This is a genomic window from Thermopolyspora flexuosa (assembly GCF_006716785.1).
Taxonomy (GTDB): domain Bacteria; phylum Actinomycetota; class Actinomycetes; order Streptosporangiales; family Streptosporangiaceae; genus Thermopolyspora; species Thermopolyspora flexuosa.
On sequence record NZ_VFPQ01000001.1, the window covers coordinates 2,361,727 to 2,381,599 of the forward strand.

The window sequence follows — 19,873 nt, forward strand, 5'->3', positions numbered from 1 at the left end:
CTGGATTACAGTCGGCCGGAGAGCCGTGGCCGGCCGGTCGCCCCCGACCGCTGCGCCGCCACCCGACGCATCGGACAAGCAGCGAGTCCGTGCGGGCACGCGGCGGCGTCGCCGTCACTGGTGGACGCACTCGCCGTCGACGAAGGTCATCACGACCTTCGTGGCGTAGATCTCCGAGGGCGGCAGGCGGAACGGGTCCCGGTCGAGGACGGCGAGGTCGGCCGGGGCGCCCTCGGCGATCACCCCGGCGGCGGAGCGGTTGAGCCAGGCGGAGCCCGCCGTGTACGCGGTCATGATCGTGGCCAGGTCGAGGGCCTGGTGCGGGAGGAACGGGGTCGCGGCGGCCGGGTGGGTGGCGTAGTCGGGGTCGTCCGGCGGCAGGGTGCGGTTCACGGCGACGTGCATCGCCTGGAAGGGGTCGGCGGAGGTGACCGGCCAGTCGCTGCCCGCGGCCAGGCGGGTGCCGTGCCGTACCAGGTCGGCGAAGGGGTACTGCCAGGCGGCGCGCTCCTCGCCGAGGTGGGGGATGCACAGCTCGACCATCTCCGGGTCGTGGCAGGCCCACAGCGCCTGCAGGTTCGCGGTCACGCCGAGGGCGGCGAGGCGCGGCACGTCGGATGGCTCGACGATCTGCAGGTGGGCGATGTGGTGGCGGTTGGCGGGGGAGGTGTTCTCCAGGGCGTCGAGGACCTCGCGTACGGCGCGCTCGCCGATGGCGTGGAAGTGGATCTGGAAGCCCTCCCGGTCGAGCGCGGCCACGTACTCCTTGAGCAGCACCGGGTCGACGTAGGACAGGCCGCGTTCGCCGCCCCGGCCGCAGTACGGCTCGAGCACGGCGGCGGTGAAGTTCTCCGGAATGCCGTCCTGCATGATCTTCACGCTGGTCGCGCGGAACGCCGGCAGGCCCTCGGCACTGGCGCGGCGCTCCTTCAGCTCCTCGATCTGCTCGGCCCCGCGGCTCCGGTCCCACCACAACGCGCCGACGACCTTGGCCCGGAGCGCGCCCGAGCCCGCCGCGGACAGGTAGGCGGGCAGCTGGTCGTCCACGCCCGCGTACGGGCCGACGATCGCGTCCTGCCAGCCGGTGACGCCGAGGGAGAACAGGTACCGCTGCGCCTCGAGGAGGGCGTCGATCAGGTCCCGCTCGGTGGGGCGCGGGGTGAGGCGGCCGACCAGGTCCATCGCCCCCTCGTGCAGCACGCCGCTCGGGGTGCCGTCCGGGTCGCGTTCGATGCGGCCGTCGGGCGGGTCGGGGGTGTTCCGGTCGATGCCCGCGAGCTCGAGCGCGCGGCCGTTCACCCAGGCCGCGTGGAGATCGGACTGCACCAGGTAGACGGGGCGGCCGACGAAGTCGAGGTGGCTGCGGTGCGGCAGGCCGCCGGGGAACGCCGACATGTCCCAGCCGCCGCCGGTGATCCACTCCCGGTCCGGGTGCGCCGCCGCGTACGCCCGCACCCGCTCCTGGTAGCCCGCCAGGTCGCCGGCCTCGGACAGATCGCAGGCGGCCCGGTCCAGGCCCGCGTGCACCGGGTGGACGTGGGCGTCCACGAAGCCCGGCACGAGCAGCCCGCCCGCGAGGTCCACCGTCTCGGTACGGCTCGCGCCCGCCTCGCGGGCCCGCCGTACCACGTCCTCCTCGGGGCCCACGGCGGCGATGCGGCCGCCGCGCACCAGGACCGCCCCCTCGAACGGCCCGGCCGCCGGGGCATCCGGGCCGGACGGGGCGAACACGCGACCACCGCGAAACAGCACGTCCGTCAAGGTGTGGTCCTCCCTCTCGTCCGGCGGGCCGCCCCGGCGTCCGCGCACCGACGTACACGGTCCGCGGCCGGGACGGGGTTGCGGATGGTCCCGAGGCCTCGCGTGGCGATCATCCCGAGTGCCCGAGTATCGCACCCAAGTCACAATCGGCCCAATAGCATCGGTGCCATGCTCGGTCGGCCTGACTCGCGGATCGCTGGACGGTATCGCCTGGTACGGCTGCTCGGCAAGGGCGGTATGGGCGCCGTGTGGGTGGCCCACGACGAGGTGCTGGGGCGGGACGTCGCGGTCAAGGAGGTGATCCTGCCCCCGGCGATCGACGAGGGCGACCGGGAGGAGATCTTCGCGCGCATGGTCCGGGAGGCGCAGGCGGCCGGGCGGCTGCGGCATCCCTCGATCGTGAGCGTGCACGACGTGGTGACCGAGCAGGGCCGTCCGTGGATCGTGATGGAGCTGCTGCGCGGCCGCAGCCTCCAGGATCTGCTCCGGGACGGTGAGGCGCTGCCGCCGGAGCGGGTGGCGCGGCTCGGCGTGGAGCTGCTCGGGGCGCTCGCGGCCGCGCACGCGCAGGGCATCCAGCACCGGGACGTCAAGCCCGCCAACGTGTTCCTGTGCGAGGACGGGCGCACCGTGCTCACCGACTTCGGCATCGCCCGGGTGGAGGGGCAGGTGACGATCACCCGGTCGGGGGCGCTCGTCGGCTCCCCCGGGTACATCCCGCCCGAGCGGGTGCTCGGGGACAAGGGCGGGCCGCTGTCGGACGTGTGGTCGCTGGGAGCCACGCTGTACGCCGCCGTGGAGGGGCGGCCGCCGTTCCACGCGGCGACGCCGATCGCCGTGCTGCACCGGGTGCTCACCCAGGAGGCGTCGCCGCCGGAGCGGGCGGGCGCGGCGCTCGGGTCGGTGCTGCTGCGCATGCTCGCCCGGGACCCCGCCGAGCGTCCGGACACGGAGACCGCGGCCCGGCTGCTGCGTACCGTCGCCGACGGCGGGCAGGTACGGCTCCCGCCGCCGTCGCCCCGGCCGGCCGTACCGGCGCGGCCGCCCGCCACGTTGCCGAGCCGGCCGCGCGGCGGGCGGGGGAGAGGCGTCGCGGTGGTGAGCGGGGTCGCCGGGGTCGCCCTGGTCGCCGCCCTCGCCTGGTACGGCACGGTCCGCGACCGCCCCGAGCCGTCCACGGTGGCCGCGGCGCCGACGACCGCGCAGGCGTCGCCGACGAGCGCCTCCCCGGTACCGCGCGTCACGCCGACGGTCGGGCAGGCCAAGTTCACCGTCCCCGTCGACTTCTGCACGCTGCTCACCGACGCGCAGGTCGGCCGGGCCATCCCCGGCGGCCCGCGCAAGGCCCAGGACGGTGACGGCTGTCATTGGACCACCGGCCGCGCCACGTTCACACTCGAGCCTTTGAAGATCAGCGACAAGGAGTACTGGGAGGCGTTCCCGGAGGAGGCGCACGAGAAGCTGGTGAACCGGAGGAACCAGCTGGGGCCGTCGGACAACATCCTCTGGGCACGGTCCGAGCTGGGCATGCGGAAGCTCATGCGGCTCACCCGCACCGCGGTACGGACGGTCGACGGGATCGGGGAGGAGGCGTTCGGCTACGACATGCACAGCCACGCCACCGGCGTCCAGGTGAGCAGCGTCGTGATGTTCCGGGTGAGCAACCTGATCGTGGAGGCGGAGTACGCCGACCTGACCCCCGCCCGGGCCGGCCGGATCCGCCAGACCACCCTCGAACTCGCCCGGGCCGCCGCCGAGCGGCTCGCCGGGAAGTGACATGACCGAGCTCATCGGCGGACGGTACCGGCTGATCGAGCCGATCGGCGAGGGCGGCATGGGCGTGGTGTGGCGCTGCCGCGACGAGAGCCTCGGCCGCCAGGTGGCGCTCAAGCGGGTACGGCTCGCGCCCGAGATCGGCCCGGAGGAGCGCGACGAGCTGCGCGAGCGGGCGATGGCCGAGGCCCGCACCGCCGCCATGCTGCGGCATCCGTCGATCGTGGCCGTGCACGACGTGGTCGTCGAGGACGGTGGCGACCCGTCGATCGTCATGGAGCTCGTGCCCGGCCACTCGCTCGACCGGATCATCCGGGAGAACGGGCCGCTGCCCCCGGACAGTGCCGCGCGGATCGGCCTGGCCGTGCTCTCGGCGCTCGAGGCGGCGCACGCGGCCGGGGTGCTCCACCGGGATGTGAAGCCCGCGAACGTGCTGATCACCGGCGACGGGCGGGTGGTGCTGTCCGACTTCGGCATCGCCGTGCTCGCCGGCGCGCAGCCGGGCACGCCGGTCGGCACCCCCGGGTACACCGCGCCCGAATGCCTGCTGGGGACCCCGGGCGAGGCCGCCGGGCCCGCATCGGACCTCTGGTCGCTCGCCGCCACGATCTACACCGCCGTGGAGGGGCGGGGGCCGTACGAGCGGGAGACCGCCCTGGCCACGATCGGCGCCGTGCTCACCGAGCCGCCCGCCCCCTCGTCGAGCCCGCTGTGGCCGGTCCTTGCCACGGTCCTGGACCGCGATCCGAACCGGCGCCCGTCGGCCGCCGAGTTCCGGGACCGGCTGGAGGCGGTGGCCCAGGGGCTGCACCCGCCGGACACCCACCCCGACGGCGTGGGCGTGCCCGCGCCCAAGGGGGCGGTGTCGGTGCCGGTGGCGGTGGGCTCGCTGGCCGCCGCCGCGCTGCTGGGGGCGACCGCCGTACTGGTGCCACGGATCGCCACGGGCACGCCCGCCGCCGCGGACCCGGTGGCGTCGCCCGCGTCCCCCGGCGCGCCGGCGAGCCCGTCGCCCACCTGGGAGCCCGGCCGGTTCGCCGCGCTGCCGCGGGCGTGCGGCCTGCTCACCGAAGCACAGGTCGCCAAGGTGGTGCCGAGGGCGCAGACCTACGCCGACGGAACGGCCAGATGCTGGTGGAGCCCTACCGGCAGCGGCCTCTACCCCAAGCTCGACATCAAGCTCGACCTGCAGGAGCCGACGCGGACCGGGGTCGAGGTGCCGCTCGCCGCCGACACGCTCGACGCCCGCCGTCAGGAGGCCGACCGCCTCTACGGCCGCGGGGGCGGGAAGGTGGTGGCCGACCTGCCCGGGGTGGGCGACGAGGCGATCATCTGGTCCGTCACCGAGGCGGAGTTCTCCCGTCATAAGGTGACGATCGTGTTAAGGGTGAGCAATCTGGTGGCGGAGCTGTCGCTGGAGCGCGAGGTCGCCGACGATTCGATGCGCGACCAGGCCGTGGCGGCGGCCAAGTCGATCGTGGAGGCGTTGCGCCGATGAACGGAATGGTCCTGGCCGGGCGGTACACGCTGGTGGAGGCGCTCGGCTCGGCGGGCCGTACCTGGCTCGCCCGCGACACCGTGCTCCATCGCGACGTCGCGGTCACCCGCATTCCGCTGCCCGCGGGCCCGCCCGAGGCGGTCGAGCACGTGCTGGCCGAGCCGCGGGCGGCCGCCGTGATCAGCCATCCGGCCCTGGTCACGATGCACGACGTGCTCGTCGAGAACGGCGAGGCGTGGGTGATCGCCGACTACGTCCGGGGCCGCTCGCTCGACCGGATCGTCGGGGCGGCGGGCCCGGTGTCGCCCACCCACGCGGCCGAGATCGGCATGCGGGTGCTCAACGCCCTCGGCGTGATCCATGCCAAGGGCCGGGCGCATCGCGGGGTCGTCCCGGCGAACGTGCTCGTCGCCGACACCGGCGACATCCTGCTCGCCGGGTTCGGCCTCGCCCCCGTGGACGGGCGGCCCGCCGACCCCGCCGACGACCTGCGGGCGCTGGGCGCGACCCTGCTCTTCGCCACCGAGGCGCGCACCCCGGAGACCGGCCCGCCGAGCCCGGGGCCGCTCGCCCAGCCGATCCACGCGCTCCTGTACGGCCCGCACGACGTGGCCGCGATCCGCGCCGCCTTCGCCGCGGCGGCCTCGTCCGCCGCCGTGCCGTTCGCCCGCGCCCTGGTCACGGACACCGGCCCGGAGACCGTGCCGAGCGGGCGGCCGACACCGCGGGACCGGAAGCCGTTCATCGTGATCGCCGGGGCGGCGCTCGCCGTCGCGGCGGCGGGGGCGATCGCCCTGCCGAATGTCCTCGACCGGGCCCCGGAGCCGGAGCCGTCGCCCACCGCCGCGGCGGCCGCCGCCAGGTCGGCCCGGCCCAGCCCCACACGACCGGCCGATCCCTGCACGCGCCTCGGGCCGAACCGCAGGCGGTCGGCCGAATCCCCCAACACGTGTTCGGTTCAGGTGGGCGAGGCATCCGTCACCATCAAGACCCACCCCGACGTGGCGACCGCGCGCCAGATCTTCGCCGCGCTCCGCAAGCGCCAGGAGGCGAAGGCGGGCGTCAACGCGATCGAAGGGGGCGGCACGAGCCGCGTCCGCGACGTGCGTCTCGGGGACGAGGGGTTCGCCCAGGACGGCTCGCTGACGGTCATCCCGACCGCGACGAGCACCGTGTGGCTGCGCATCAATACCTTGACGATCCAGGTGGAGGTGCGGACCGACCAGACCCAGGTCACGCGGGAGATGCGGAACGCCGCGATGAGCGCGGCGCGCACCGTGGCGGCGGAGCTCGCGGGGGAGGCGTGACGGCGCCCGTGCGCTTCGGTGAGCGTGCGCACCCCGCCCGGGCAGGGGCGGCGGCCCGTCCGCGCGGGTACGGCCTGCCCGCGGGAGGCGCGGGATGAGCGGCGCACGGATCCGGCCGCTCGGGCCGTTCGGGCCGGGGGCGCCGGGCCGCACGCTGCTCGTCCTCGACCACGCCACCGGCATGCAGGTCGCGGGCAAGCGGCTGACGCCCCCCGCCGACACGCCCCTGGAGCGGATCCGACAGGAGGCGTTGGCGCTCGGCGGCGGGCACCCGTCGATCAACCCCGTGTTCGAGGTGGTCGCGGACGGCGGCGCGGTGTGGGTGCTGTCCCAGGCGGTCCCGGGCCGGTCGCTGCGCGCGGAGGTGCACCGGCGCGGCGCCCTCGGCCCGGCCGCGGCGGCGTCGATCGGCCTGCCGGTGCTGGCCGCGCTGACGTACGCACACGAGCGCGGCATCGTGCACGGCAACCTGCACCCCGGCAACGTGCTGCTCGCGGCCGACGGCCGGGCGTGGGTGACCGACTTCGGCATCCCGTCGCTGGCCGCCGAGACCTTCGGCAGGCTGCCGGGCTTCACCGCGCCCGACGCCCCGTCCCCGGCCGCGGACCTGTGGTCGCTCGGCGCCGTGCTGTACACGGCGGCGATGGGCACGCCGCCGTTCGTGCACGCCACCCCGGCCGCGACGGCGGAGGCCGTACGGGAGGGGATCGCGCTCGAGCCTGCCGACCCGTTCACCGCGCTGCTGCGCGACCTGCTCGCCCCCGACCCGGCGCGCCGCCCGCATCCGGCCACGATCCTCACCGTCCTGCAGAACACGGCCGGGGCGCCCACCCACGACGTCCCGACCCGGGCGATCAGCGACCTGCCGACCGATCCGGTGATCACGAGCCCGGGGCGGCCCGGCGCCCGCCGGGTGCGGCTGCAGAGCCTCGTCCCCGGGCTCGCGGGCGCCGCCGTGCTCGGCGCCGCCGCCGCGCTCCTCGTCCCGGCCGACGTCCTGCCCAGGCGGGAGCCGCAGGAGGCCGTTACCACCGAGCTCGCCGTGGGCCCGTTCGCGACGCTCCCCGGCAACGCGTGCGACCTCGTCCCCGCCGACCTGGTGAGCGAACTCGTCCCCGAGGCCCGGACGAACCCGCCGAGCGGCGTGCAGAACACCCGCATGTGCGGCTGGTACAGCGACTACCAGGTACGGGACAACGCCCGCGGCAGGCTGTCGATCAACCTGGAACGGGATGAGAGCGAGCGCGAGGCCAAGCGCGGCTTCGCGTACGACCGGCGCCTCGACGCGCGGCTGGTCGACGAGATCCGCGACGTGACCGGCCTCGGCCACGAGGCCTTCACGTTCACCAGGGTGACCCGTTCCGCGACGCGCGAGTACCGGGTGGGCTACCGGGTCCGCCTCAGCAACGTGGTGATCACGGTCGAGTACGGCCGGTCGGTGGGCATCGACCCCGACGGCTCGATCGCCCAGGGCGCGGAGCGCGTCACCCGCGCCGTCATCGACGGCCTTCGCCGCCACGCCGAGTGACCGGCCCCGCGGCGGGACGCTTTCTCCTGCGCAGGCCCACTCGGGACGAGCCCACCCGCCCGCCGCCTGCCGTACGGCGGGCCGACGACCAAGCCTCGCCGGGACGGGCCTCCGGGCTCGCCGTACCGGTGCCGCGGCCCATGTCCTCCCGGCCGGCGACGGCCGACCCCTGTGACAGGACGCCGCCAGCGGCGAGACCGCAGGCATGCGGAATCCCGGCTCCTTCGGTACGGCGAGCCACCGAATCCGTCACGCCCTCCGTCGATGACAAGGGAAATCGCGGCAAAGAGTGCAATCCGTCACTTTTCACCATGAAACGGTGTGATCACTCATGTGTAGCAGTCGCGTAACACCGGTCCGGCAGGCTTGTCCGCGAACGGAGGGAGTGTTCACCAGCCATGGGGTTCTTGAGGATTCGCACGACCGTTGACGAACGACCGGGCCGGCTCGCCAGCCTCGCCGCCGCCATCGCCGCCAAGGACGGGAACATCCTCGGCCTGAGCGTGCAGCCCGACAGCGACGGCACGGTGGACGAGTTCATCGCCGACATCCCCGCGTCGCCGGAGGCCGTGCGGACCGCGCTGGAGGAGGCCGGCGGGCGTCGCGTACAGGTGGTGCCGGCCACCGCGCACGAGCTCACCGACGAACCGACCCGGGCGCTGCTGATCGCCGCCCGGCTGCGGGCGACGCCGTGGCGGCTCCCCGAACTCCTCGGCGAACTGCTCCGCGCCGACGACGCCCGCTGGGTCTACGGCGCCGAGATCAGCGACCTGCCCGACCCGACGCTGCTCACGGTGCCGGTCGCGCCCCGCCGCGCGGTACGGCTGCGCCGCAGCGGCCTGCCGTTCACGCTCACCGAGGCCGCCCGCGCCGCCGCGCTGGTCCGGCTCGCCCAGCCGCCCGCCGAGGAGACCCGGGGCAGCGAGCGGTCGATCAAGCTCGCCGACGGCACCGAGGTGACCGTGCGGCCGCTCACCATGATGTACCGCGAGGCGGTGCGCGACCTGCACGAGCGCTGCTCGCCGGAGACCCGCCGCAACCGGTACTTCGTCGCCTCGCCCACCCTGCCGCCGGGCTACTTCGAGCGGATGTGCGACCGCAGCCGGGGCCGGTCGTTCGTGGTGGGCCACGACGGCCGCGTGGTGGCGCTCGCCGAGCTCGCGTTCACCTCCGAGCCGGGCATCGGGGAGATCACCCTGCTCGTCGAGGACCGCTGGCAGGGCCGCGGCCTCGGCCGGCTCCTCATGGACATGCTCCTGCAGACCGCCCGTGACCTCGGCCTTGCCGAGGTGAAGGCGAACATGCTCTCCGACAACGCCCGCATGCGCCGCCTGCTCGTCTCGTTCGGCGCCACCCTGGCGTACACCGACGACCCGGGGCTCATCGACGCCCGCATCCCCGTCGGGGTGCGGTCCGCCGCGGTGCGCTGACCGTGCACGGCTCCCGGCGCCGGCGACGTCGCCGGGAGCCGCGGCTTTTCCGTTCCGGGCCGCCGGACGCGGCGGCGGCCCGAGGGGACGGCCACGGCGAACCCTGAAGCGGATGGCGAAGGAGCCGTGGCGCGGGCGGGTTCGTGATCGAAAGCTTTTGATCCGCGCTCGAGCGTGATCGGCGTCGGGCGGCCGCGGCGAAGCCGTCCGAGATTCGGCCGGTTGCGGGTCGACGTGCGGAACGAGCGTCGGCCCACGTCGGCACGCCCTGGTGAAGGATGACGCGCGGGACGTGAGCGGGTACGCGCAATGGGCGATGCCGTTGCCGTGAACGGCGCCGATGACGGCGACGATGCTGTTACGGCCATGTCGTCCGTAGGCCGTGGATCAAGTGATCGGCGCGAGGCATTACTCCGCCCCGTGGTGCCCTGGTCTCTCGTGACGCAACGCCAGGCCGCTTGGTGATCACGCGCGCTCGGGCGGCTCCACGATCACCGCACGCCAGGTGGGCGAGACGCCGTACAGGCCGGACGACCTGCCGAAAAGCGGGAGGCGGAACCCGTCGCCGCCGTGGAGTCCCGCCATACCGCGGCGTTGGAACCGGCGCCGAGCGATGCCTCGGCGCCGTCCGGTGAGGAGAGGGACGGGCCTCTTCGGGTACCGGCCGGGGCGGGCCGCGAGGCCGATCGAGGCCCGCCGGCGCACGTACCACGCGTCCGGCCCGTCACCGGATCATGCTGGCCGCTGGGCGGCCGGAAACCGGGTCAGCGCGACTTGACCGGCTGGGTCGGCACGCTACGCGGCTTGTCCAGGATGACGTCGCTGTAGACGTCGAAGACCAGGGCCATGATGCCGCCCACGACGCACAGGCCGATACCGCCGATCCAGAACAGGCCCCAGTTCGGCCCGGCGGTCAACGCGTAGCCACCGATCAGGAACCCAACGAAGATCACGCTGACCGCGATCCACGACTTCAACCGACCTGCGTGGCTCTGGTTCTGCTCGCTCATTGTGCCTTCCTCGTTAAGGGCTTACAGGCCTTCCAGCGGCGATCGGGAGTCATGGTATGCCAGCCGCTCACCGCCCCGTTCCCCGCCCTGCTCCCAGCGGGCCGCGACAAAGGGGCGGACAGATCGGCCGCCGTGCCGTACTCTGAGTTCGAAAATCGAATCCAGCTCGAACTGGGGAGGTCTCGGATGGGCGATGGGTGGCGGCCGACGGCGTGCGTGCTGTGCGCGAGCAACTGCGGCCTCGAGGTGCAGGTGGAGGGCAGGCGGCTCGCCCGGATCCGGGGCGACAAGCGGCATCCGGGCTCGAAGGGCTACACGTGCGAGAAGCCGCTGCGGCTCGACCACTACCAGAACGGCGCGGACCGGCTCATCCACCCGCTGCGGCGACGCGCCGACGGCACCTTCGAGCGCGTCGACTGGGACACCGCGATCGCCGAGGTCGCCGAGCGGCTGCTCGCGATCCGCGAGGCCGCGGGCGGGGAGACGATCTTCTACTTCGGCGGCGGCGGGCAGGGGAACCACCTCGGCGGCTCGTACGGCGGGGCGCTGATGCGGGCGCTCGGCGCGCGGTACCGGTCCAACCCGCTCGCCCAGGAGAAGACCGGCCTGTTCTGGGTGAACGACCGCATGTTCGGCGACTACGCCACCGGCGACTTCGAGCACTGTGAGGTGGCGCTGTTCATCGGCAAGAACCCCTGGCAGTCGCACGGCATCCCGCGCGCCCGGCCCACCCTGCGGCAGATCTCCCGCGACCCGTCCCGCTGCCTCATCGTGATCGACCCGCGCCGTACCGAGACGGCCGAGATCGCCGACATCCACCTGGCGCCCCGCCCCGGCACGGACGCCTGGCTGCTCGCCGCTCTCGCCGGGACCCTCGTCCAGGAGGACCTCATCGCCCGCGACTGGCTCGCCGAGCACGCCGTCGGGCTCGACGAGGTGACCGCCGTGCTCGGCAAGGTGCCGATCGCCCGGTACGCCGAGATCGCCGGCGTGCCCGAGGAGCTGGTGCGCCGTACCGCGCGGCGCATCGCCGCGGCCGAGAGCGTCGCGGTGCACGAGGACCTGGGCGTGCAGATGACCCTGCACTCCACGGTGAACAGCTACCTCGACACCCTCATCTACGTGCTGACCGGCAACTTCGGCCGGGTCGGCACCAACACCCCGCCGATCATGCTCGCGCCGCTGCACAACCCGTCCCACTGGCGGGGCAAGGGGGACCGGTTCAGCCCGGTCGTCGGCGCGCGCATCATCTCCGGCCTCGTGCCGTGCAACGTCATCGCCGACGAGATCCTCACCGACCATCCGGCGCGCTACCGGGTGATGATCGTCGAGTCGTCGAACCCGGCCCACTCGCTCGCCGACTCCCCGCGCATGCGCGAGGCCCTGCGCGCCCTCGACCTGCTCGTGGTCATCGACGTCGCGATGACCGAGACCGCCCGGCTCGCCGACTACGTGCTGCCCGCCCCCAGCCAGTTCGAGAAGTGGGAGGCCACGTTCTTCAACCTGGAGGCCCCGGCGAACCACTTCCACCTGCGCCGCCCGGTGCTCGACCCGCCGCCCGGCTCCGACCTGCTGCCCGAGCCCGAGATCTACGCCCGCCTCTGCGAGGCGATCGGCGCCGTGCCCGACCTGACGCCGCTGCGTGAGGCGGCGGCCCAGGGCCGGGCCGCCTTCGCCCAGGCGTTCTTCCAGGCCATCACCGCCGACCAGGCCCTCGCCCGGATCGCCCCGGTCGTCCTCTACCGCACCCTCGGCCCCACCCTGCCGCACGGCGCCGCCGCCGCGGCCTCGCTCTGGGCCCTCGCCCACAGGGTCGCCGCCAAGCATCCTGATGCGGTACGGCGCGCCGGCATCCCCGGCGAGGGCCTCGAACTGGGCGAGAACCTCTTCGACGCGATCCTGGACAGCCCCAACGGCGTGGTGTACGCGGTCGACGCGCCCGGCGACGGCCTGCGGCGCGTCGGCACCCCCGACGGCCGCATCCACCTCGCCATCCCCGAGCTGCTCGCCGAGATCGCCGCCCTCGGGGACGGCCCGCCCGCCGACCCGGCGTACCCCTTCGTGCTGTCGGCCGGGGAACGTCGCGCCTTCACCGCCAACACGATCATCCGTGACCCCGCCTGGCGCCGCCGCGACGCCTCCGGCGTCCTGCGCATCAACCCCAAGGACGCGGCCGACCTCGGCATCGCCACCGGCGACACCGTCCGCGTCACCACCCGCCGCGGCTCCGTCCACGCCGTCGCCGAGCTCACCGACACCGTCCGGCCGGGCCACATCACCCTCCCGAACGGCCTCGGCCTGCACTACCCGGACGCCTCCGGCGACCTCGTCCTCACCGGCGCCCCGCCGAACGAGCTCACCCGCGCCGAGGACCGCGACCCGTACGCGGGCACCCCGTGGCACAAGCACGTCCCGGCCCGCGTCGAAGCGGTGCGCTGACACCCCGGAGGGGCGAGCCGGTCGCCGTCCGGCCGGGTGGAGCGCGGTACCGGCCGGAAATCCAGGTGCGGGTCGGCTCGCCCCTCCTCCAGCGTCGAGGAGGTGAGGGACTTACCGGAGGAGACCTCGCCTACTACCGCCTGCTCGGCGAGACGGACCGCATCACCACCGGCCCCGGCAGGCTGGAGCCGACCCGCACCCAGGAGATCCTGCGCCGCCACCTGCCCCGGCCGCCCGCGAACCTGCTCGACATCGGCGGCGGCACCGGCGCGCACGCCGCCTGGCTCGCCGCCGACGGAAACCGGGGCGAGCTGCTCGACGTCGTACCCGAGCACGTGGCGGCCGCCCGGCTCGCCGAGGACGGGCTCGCCGTCACCGCGCGGCTCGGCGACGCCCGCGAACTCCCGGTCGCCGACGACGCCTTCGACGCGGCACTGCTCCTCGGCCCGCTCTACCACCTCACCGAACGCGAGGACCGCCTCACCGCCCTGCGCGAGGCACGCCGCGCCGTACGGCCCGGCGGCCTCGCCTTCGTCGCGGCGATCAACCGCTTCGCGTCCCTCTTCGACGGCCTCGCCCAGGGCTTCCTCCTCGAGCCCGGCTTCCGCGAGATCGTCGAAACCGACCTGCGCACCGGCTGGCACCACAACCCCGGCAACCACCCGAGCTGGTTCACCACCGCCTACTTCCACCACCCGGACGAACTGCGCGCCGAATGCCACGACGCCGGCCTCGACGTCGTCGAGCTCGTCGGCGTGGAGGGCATGGCCGGCCGGCTGTACCCGCTCACCGAGCGCTGGGACGACCCCGCCGCCCGCGCCATCGAGTCCGAACCGTCCCTGCTCGGCCTCAGCCCTCACCCGCTGCTGACCGCCCGGGTCCCCGCCTGATCTCGCCACTTCCACGATCACGATGCCCTGGTCCCGTTCCGTACGCCTCCACGGTCGTGACCGCCGCTCAGTGCTCACGAAGGCTTTAGCGCCTCGTACCGGCGGCCGGGACGACGTTCTCGCACAGCGATCGCCCGGTGCGGGCGAGGTCGCCGGCGCTCCCGGCTTGAAGCGGCAGGGGAGTGGCCCGTCTCGACTCGTATGGTGGCGGTCGGCTTCCTCTTTCGCCGGATCCCACCCTCGCCAGACGACCACGCGCCTTCGCGGCCGCAGGGGCATGCGCGCGTGCTCGCCCACGGCTGGTGACCTCGATGACCGGTCGGCCGCCGCTGACCGGTACCTGGATCCCATGCGCCTACGCCCTGCGGCGTGTGGTCCGGAAGCCGAAGGCCGGCGCCACACACCTGTGCCGGCCGTGGCGCTAGTTCTGGCCGGACCGAGTCTGCTGAAGCAGCACCAGCCCGCTCTGGAACTCGTTGATCCACTCCGAGGTCTCCTCGATCAGGATCGTGGAGATGTCCTCGCTGAACCCCCGCAACAGATCGAGATACTCCTGCAGATGGGCGACCTGCGCGTCCTCGTCGCCCCCCGAACCCGCCTCGACCGCCTCCAACGCCGCCCAATCGAGCTGGAACCGCTGCAGCCGCTGGTGGATCCGCTGAGCCGTGATCATGTCCCGCATCCACCGCGAGGACAGCCCAAGGAAATGATCGATCGCCAGGCACACCCCGGCCGAGGCGAGCAACACGTACCCCCACCCCAGCCCTGGCCCCGACCCGGCCAGATTGACCAACGGCTGCAACCCGCCCGCCGCCCCGAGCACGATCGCCGCCACCCGCAACGCCCGGCTGGCCGCCCGCTTCCGCACCCGGTCCCGCATGTACCAGTCGTAGGCCTCGATCGCCCGCCGCTCCGCGTCCAGGTACATCCGCCGCAACGCCTCACGCGGCCGCCGCCACTCCTCAGGCGTCAGCAACGGAAACGGCCGCGCCTTGAGATCGCCCCCGACCTTCCCGCCCCACAGACGCCAACGAGCAGGCGTCCGCGGCTGTGATCCGTCGTCCGTTGGCCGCGGGGCGGCCCCGGCGGCGGAACCATCCGGCCCGGTGGCCGGCGCAGCTGGAGCGTGATCCGGCGGCGAGACGGGCGATGCATCCGGCCACCGCCCGGCCGCCTCCGCCGTACCGCTCCGGCCGGACCGCTCGTCATGCTCCTTCGTCGTCATGCCGATCAATCCTCCTGGCGGGCACGGGACATCTCGCTGAGCGGTGTATCGAAGGGAACCCGCCGCAGCTCCGGGATGTAGGGGTCGAGCTCACCCGGCGCGAAGACACAGAGATTGATCGCCCACCAGAAACGCCCGGCCGGGTCACCCTCGAACTTGTAGGTCAGGCCGTCCGCACTGAACACCGCTGCACCCTGCGGAAGCGGAAGGATCCGCCCTAGGCAGGTGTAGTCACGCGTATCCCAGATTCCTATCGCGCCGTCGGCGCTTGCAGTGGCTAGGTGGGTGCCGTTGGGGTGCCAGGCGACCGAGTGGACCCAGGAGGTGTGGCCGGTGAGGGTGTGCAGGGGTGTGCCGGTGGTCGCGTCCAAGATGCGGGCGGTGCGGTCGTCGCCTGCGGTGGCCAGGCGGGTGCCGTCGGGGTGCCAGGCGACCGAACGGACGATGTCGCTGTGGCCGGTGAGGGTGTGCAGGGGTGTGCCGGTGGCCGCGTCCCAGATGCGGACGGCGCCGTCTGTACCCGCGGTGGCCAGGCGGGTCCCGTCGGGGTGCCAGGCGACCGACCAAACGTTGCGGGTGTGGCCGGTGAGGGTGTGCAGGGGTGTGCCGGTGGCCGCGTCCCAGATGCGGACGGCGCCGTCTGTACCTGCGGTGGCCAGGCGGGTGCCGTCGGGGTGCCAGGCGACCGAACGGACCCGGGAGGTGTGGCCGGTGAGGGTGTGCAGGGGTGTGCCGGTGGCCGCGTCCCAGATGCGGACGGCGCCGTCTGCACCTGCGGTGGCCAGGCGGGTGCTGTCGGGGTGCCAGGCGACCGACCAAACGTTGCGGGTGTGGCCGGTGAGGGTGTGCAGGGGTGTGCCGGTGGCCGCGTCCCAGATGCGGGCGGTGCAGTCGTCGCCTGCGGTGGCCAGGCGGGTGCCGTCGGGGTGCCAGGCGACCGAACGGACGATGTCGCTGTGGCCGGTGAGGGTGTGCAGGGGTGTGCCGGTGGCCGCGTCCCAGATGCGGACGGCGCCGTCTGTACCCGCGGTGGCCAGGCGGGTGCCCTCGGGGTGCCAGGCGACCGACCAAACGTTGCGGGTGTGGCCGGTGAGGGTGTGCAGGGGTGTGCCGGTGGCCGCGTCCCAGATGCGGACGGCGCCGTCTGTACCTGCGGTGGCCAGGCGGGTGCCGTCGGGGTGCCAGGCGACCGAACGGACCCAGGAGGTGTGGCCGGTGAGGGTGTGCAGGGGTGTGCCGGTGGCCGCGTCCCAGATGCGGACGGCGCCGTCTGCACCTGCGGTGGCCAGGCGGGTGCCCTCGGGGTGCCAGGCGACCGAACGGACGATGTCGCTGTGGCCGGTGAGGGTGTGCAGGGGTGTGCCGGTGGCCGCGTCCCAGATGCGGACGGTGCGGTCGTCGCCTGCGGTGGCCAGGCGGGTGCCGTCGGGGTGCCAGGCGACCGAACGGACCCAGGAGGTGTGGCCGGTGAGGGTGTGCAGGGGTGTGCCGGTGGCCGCGTCCCAGATGCGGACGGTGCGGTCGTCGCCTGCGGTGGCCAGGCGGGTGCCCTCGGGGTGCCAGGCGACCGACCAAACGTTGCGGGTGTGGCCGGTGAGGGTGTGCAGGGGTGTGCCGGTGGTCGCGTCCCAGATGCGGACGGTGCGGTCGTCGCCTGCGGTGGCCAGGCGGGTGCCGTCGGGGTGCCAGGCGACCGACCAAACGTTGCGGGTGTGGCCGGTGAGGGTGTGCAGGGGTGTGCCGGTGGTCGCGTCCCAGATGTGCACGGTGCCGTCGGCACTTCCGGTGGCCAGGTGGGTGCCCTTAGGGTGCCAGGCACTAGTCATATAGCTGACCTTCGCAGGCGGGGAGGTTTGAAGCACGGGGGTGATGTGGCCGGGGAGAGCGGCGCCGAAGGTGTCTACCTGTCGAAATTCCGCGTTCGTCTCGGCACCGACCAGCGAAGCACATCGCCAGCGTGATCCCCTGGTTACCGCTCCTCGGAGATCGGCACCGATGAGGCGAGCACCGGACAGGTCAGCCTCTCGTAGGTCCGCTCCGGAAAGATCCGCGCCATCCAGTCGTGCGTCGCGAAGGTCGGCCTTTCTCAGGATGGCCCTTCGGAGATCAGCTGCGGCGAGGTCGGCGTGGCGCAAATTCACCCCGGTCAGTTGCAGCGGGCGCGGCACGTCCCCCTTCGAGTCGCCCGGTTGAAGGGGGAGCCCCAGACGTCGCAGCATGAACAGGGCGTTCCTCTTGGCGGTCTCCGTGGTGGAACCCGGGTCCGACCAGAGCGTGCGCCTCGCCCAGTGCTCGACCGTCTGCGGTCCTGCAAGCGTGGCGAGGAAGTCCGTCATCAGGTCGGACACTGCCGCCGACTTGAGCTGGGCCGGATCGTTGTCTCCCGCGCGGAACCGCTCCGCCACATGGTTCGCCACCAGCCATTCGAGTATCGACTGATGAACGAACTTGAAACGCTCGTATTCCACCCGGACCAGGAGCGTGCCCGAGCCGATCATGTGCGCCGCCTGGTCCGGGGTGATCTGCCGGTCGGCGAGGTTACGCAGCGCCTTGGCTGAGACATCGCCCAGCTCGGCGAGTCCGAGCGTCTCCTCACCGGTCTCCCACAGGAGAAGCGCGAGCTTGGTGACGGCCTCCCATCGTTCCTTCTCGGTGAGAGCGGGGGGCGCTCCGTCCGGCTGTGCCCGCTCGTACTCGTAACCGAGCCACCATTCGAGGAGTTCGCGATAGAGAACGGCGGCGCTGATCTCCCCCTCACGGTCGCGGATGCGCCTGAGCCGGTTCTCGTCGAGCCGGGCGATGAAGCTGAGCATCCGTGGGTTGCGGGAGAGCCCCAGCAGGTCGCGCACGTCGCCGAGCAGTTCGAATGTGGCCCGCGCCCGCGTGTCGTCGCCCTTGTAGAGCCTGGTGAGAAATTCGAGGATCTGGTCGTCGCCGAACTCCTGGATCTTCACGAGGCGACGCCCCGGCATGTCGCTCAACTGCGACGCCAGGGCGGTCTCCACCTCGTGGTCCGGCAAGAAGTACTGGGTCCTGCTGGTCAGCACCACCTTCGCACGGCCCTTCGCGGCGCCGACCAGGCTGCTCAGGTGCTGGGCGGCTTTCGCGTAGGTTATGCGTAGGGCCAGCTCGTCGAAGCCGTCGAACAGGAGAAGCACCCGGCCTTCGGAGATGAGGTTCCGGAGCAGAGGGAACCTGATCTCCTCCTCTCCTGACTTGGCGAAGTGGGCGGCGAGGATCTCCTCGAAGGAGTGTGCCTTTTCCAGATGACGCAACTGGATGAACACCGGGATGACCGGAGGCCGCTCCTCTTCATGTATGCGCCTGGCCAGCTCGCGCAGGAGGAACGTCTTTCCGTGGCCGAAGTCGCCGAGCACGACGATGAACCGGCCGTCGTAGTCGGCGACCCACTCCTGGATCTGGGTCAGCAGATCCTTGCCGGGCGTCTCCGCGGCTCCGGGACGACGCGGCGAGATCAGGCGGAACCGCTGGGGGACGTACAGCTCGGACGGATAGATGTCGCTCTTGGCCAGCTCCTCGGCCTGCCGTCGGGCGTACGGTCGTAGATCGTAGAGCCCTTGGAACTCGATCAGCGGCTGCAGGACGATGCCGCGGAGATTGGCCTGCACCTTCAACTCGTCCGGGGCCGGCTCGCCCTCGTAGACCAGAAAGGAACGTAGCCCTGGGTCACCGGCGCGGTAACGATCGTGCACGTGGCGGGTGAAGCCGTCGATGACGTCCTGCGAAATCTCCCCCTCGTGCACCCCCACCGGATACTGGGAGACCGGCGGGCCCGGCTGCGTGATCCGAAGGTAGCGAATAGGCCGGTCGACACGGATCTCCACCTCGTCGACGCATTCCTGTCCGTATCGGATCTCGCATACGCGCCGTACCTTGGCGAGCAGGTCATCGGGACGTCGGTGCACTACCTCCCGGTCGTAGGCGATCTTCCGGAGAGGGTCCTCGTTGTGCTCCTCCCCGCCGCCGAACACGGCGTGCACGTTCTCGAGCGGCTTATTGATGTCGCGGATCCACTCGTCCGGGCGGCGTCCGACGCTTGTGTCGCCCTCCCAGCGGCGACGCTCCGGGTTGTACCGGCGCGCGTACACGCGGACACCGCCGGCCGTCACCTGCACGAGCTGGTACTGGTTGGGCACGTCGTCCGGCCGGGCGTCCTGGCGGACTCCGGCGCTGCCCGCACACAGCACGGGTACGCCGTCGGGGCTGAAGGAGCAGAGCTTTCCGGCGTGCGTATGGCCGTGGAGGATGAGATTGAGATGCGGTGCGACCAGTTCGGCCAGCCGGTCGTGATCGCGTAAGAAGGCGCTGTCGTTCCGGTCGAGGATTACCGGATTGTGGTGGAGCGCTCCGATGCGCAGCCAGCCGTCGGCGGCCCGGGCGCTTAGCCGGTCCGCGAACCAGTAGAGCTGTTCGTCGCCGCAGTAGCCGTAGTGGTCCTCCGGCCGATGGCTTTCGGCGATGGTCGAGTTGAGGCCGGCGACCACCGTCTTGATCTCCGGCATCTCGAACAGCGTCCACGGCTGGTCCTTCGGGAAGCTCACGCCGCGCACGCCGGCATAGAACTCGGCGAACATGGCGGCGTAGTGCTCCAGCTTGGGCCAGTAGGGCGGGACCGGCTCAGTCTCGTCGGCCTCACAGTTGAGGAAGTAGGCCTCGCACTTTCGCCAGTTGATGTCGTGGTTGCCGGGCACCATGACCACGCGGTTCCGGCCGAGGCCCAGCCCTGCCGCCAGCTCCGCCAGGAAGTCGCGCACCTGCTGGAACTCGGATCGCGAGCCGGTCTCGGCGAGGTCTCCGGACGTGACGATCAGGTCGGGTTCCAGGCCGTGCGTGCGGCGTAGGAGGGCGATGTCCTCGAGAAGGCGGCTGACCAGACGGGAAAGACGGCGGTCGCCCGCAGTCAGGCCTTCGTTCCCGAAACGGTGTTTCGCGCCGAACTGAGTGTCCGAAATGTGCAGGATAGTAATGGATGTCCTGCCGGACACCGACCC

At 72.7% G+C, this 19,873-nt stretch carries 11 protein-coding genes; 7 read left to right on the forward strand and 4 right to left on the reverse strand.

Translation table 11 applies throughout. The features are described 5' to 3' along the window. Nucleotides 1-114: 114 nt before the first annotated feature. On the reverse strand, nt 115-1,752 hold the full coding sequence (locus tag FHX40_RS09945) for an amidohydrolase (RefSeq protein ID WP_229789186.1): 1,638 nt from the start codon (nt 1,750-1,752) through the stop codon (nt 115-117). 177 nt (nt 1,753-1,929) lie between these two features. On the opposite strand from FHX40_RS09945, the gene FHX40_RS09950 reads away from it, so the two are divergent. From FHX40_RS09950 to FHX40_RS09970, 5 genes are all read left to right on the forward strand, one after another. Continuing rightward, nucleotides 1,930-3,537 carry a serine/threonine-protein kinase gene (locus FHX40_RS09950; protein WP_189136302.1) on the forward strand — a complete coding sequence of 536 codons (1,608 nt, stop codon included), beginning with the start codon at nt 1,930-1,932 and terminating at the stop codon, nt 3,535-3,537. Nucleotide 3,538: 1 nt separating this feature from the next. Next, nucleotides 3,539-5,032: a serine/threonine-protein kinase gene (locus FHX40_RS09955; RefSeq protein ID WP_142259339.1), complete on the forward strand. Its 1,494-nt coding sequence runs from the start codon at nt 3,539-3,541 to the stop codon at nt 5,030-5,032. Further along, nucleotides 5,029-6,339 (forward strand): protein kinase domain-containing protein, encoded by a 1,311-nt coding sequence (locus tag FHX40_RS09960; protein WP_142259340.1) that lies wholly within the window; start codon nt 5,029-5,031, stop codon nt 6,337-6,339. The genes FHX40_RS09955 and FHX40_RS09960 overlap by 4 nt, the downstream gene beginning before the upstream one ends. A gap of 94 nt (nt 6,340-6,433) precedes the next feature. Next, complete coding sequence (locus FHX40_RS09965; protein WP_142259341.1) at nt 6,434-7,867, forward strand: serine/threonine-protein kinase; 1,434 nt, start codon at nt 6,434-6,436, stop codon at nt 7,865-7,867. Between the two features lie 398 nt (nt 7,868-8,265). Next, a complete protein-coding gene (locus FHX40_RS09970) occupies nt 8,266-9,297 on the forward strand; it encodes a GNAT family N-acetyltransferase (RefSeq protein WP_142259342.1) in 1,032 nt (343 codons plus the stop codon). Nucleotides 9,298-10,061: 764 nt separating this feature from the next. Here FHX40_RS09970 and FHX40_RS09975 read toward each other — a convergent pair. Continuing rightward, on the reverse strand, nt 10,062-10,307 hold the full coding sequence (locus FHX40_RS09975) for an HGxxPAAW family protein (protein WP_142259343.1): 246 nt from the start codon (nt 10,305-10,307) through the stop codon (nt 10,062-10,064). A gap of 186 nt (nt 10,308-10,493) precedes the next feature. Here FHX40_RS09975 and FHX40_RS09980 point away from each other — a divergent pair, with 186 nt between their 5' ends. Continuing rightward, a complete protein-coding gene (locus FHX40_RS09980) occupies nt 10,494-12,746 on the forward strand; it encodes a molybdopterin-dependent oxidoreductase (protein WP_142259344.1) in 2,253 nt (750 codons plus the stop codon). 65 nt (nt 12,747-12,811) lie between these two features. Further along, a complete protein-coding gene (locus tag FHX40_RS09985) occupies nt 12,812-13,636 on the forward strand; it encodes a class I SAM-dependent methyltransferase (protein ID WP_142259345.1) in 825 nt (274 codons plus the stop codon). Nucleotides 13,637-14,057: 421 nt separating this feature from the next. On the opposite strand, the gene FHX40_RS09990 is transcribed toward FHX40_RS09985, so the two are convergent. Continuing rightward, complete coding sequence (locus FHX40_RS09990; protein ID WP_142259346.1) at nt 14,058-14,861, reverse strand: SLATT domain-containing protein; 804 nt, start codon at nt 14,859-14,861, stop codon at nt 14,058-14,060. A gap of 5 nt (nt 14,862-14,866) precedes the next feature. Further along, nucleotides 14,867-19,867, reverse strand: a complete 5,001-nt coding sequence (locus FHX40_RS25760; RefSeq protein ID WP_142259347.1) for a WD40 domain-containing protein — start codon at nt 19,865-19,867, stop codon at nt 14,867-14,869. Between the last annotated feature and the right edge of the window lie 6 nt (nt 19,868-19,873).

Excerpts from the sequence above, each read along its gene's own strand:
- FHX40_RS09950 (WP_189136302.1), top strand. The coding sequence starts at position 1,930 with ATGCTCGGTCGGCCTGACTCGCGGATCGCTGGACGGTATCGCCTGGTA.
- FHX40_RS09955 (WP_142259339.1), top strand. The coding sequence starts at position 3,539 with ATGACCGAGCTCATCGGCGGACGGTACCGGCTGATCGAGCCGATCGGC.
- FHX40_RS09960 (WP_142259340.1), top strand. The coding sequence starts at position 5,029 with ATGAACGGAATGGTCCTGGCCGGGCGGTACACGCTGGTGGAGGCGCTC.
- FHX40_RS09965 (WP_142259341.1), top strand. The coding sequence starts at position 6,434 with ATGAGCGGCGCACGGATCCGGCCGCTCGGGCCGTTCGGGCCGGGGGCG.
- FHX40_RS09970 (WP_142259342.1), top strand. The coding sequence starts at position 8,266 with ATGGGGTTCTTGAGGATTCGCACGACCGTTGACGAACGACCGGGCCGG.
- FHX40_RS09975 (WP_142259343.1), bottom strand. The coding sequence starts at position 10,307 with ATGAGCGAGCAGAACCAGAGCCACGCAGGTCGGTTGAAGTCGTGGATC.
- FHX40_RS09980 (WP_142259344.1), top strand. The coding sequence starts at position 10,494 with ATGGGCGATGGGTGGCGGCCGACGGCGTGCGTGCTGTGCGCGAGCAAC.
- FHX40_RS09990 (WP_142259346.1), bottom strand. The coding sequence starts at position 14,861 with ATGACGACGAAGGAGCATGACGAGCGGTCCGGCCGGAGCGGTACGGCG.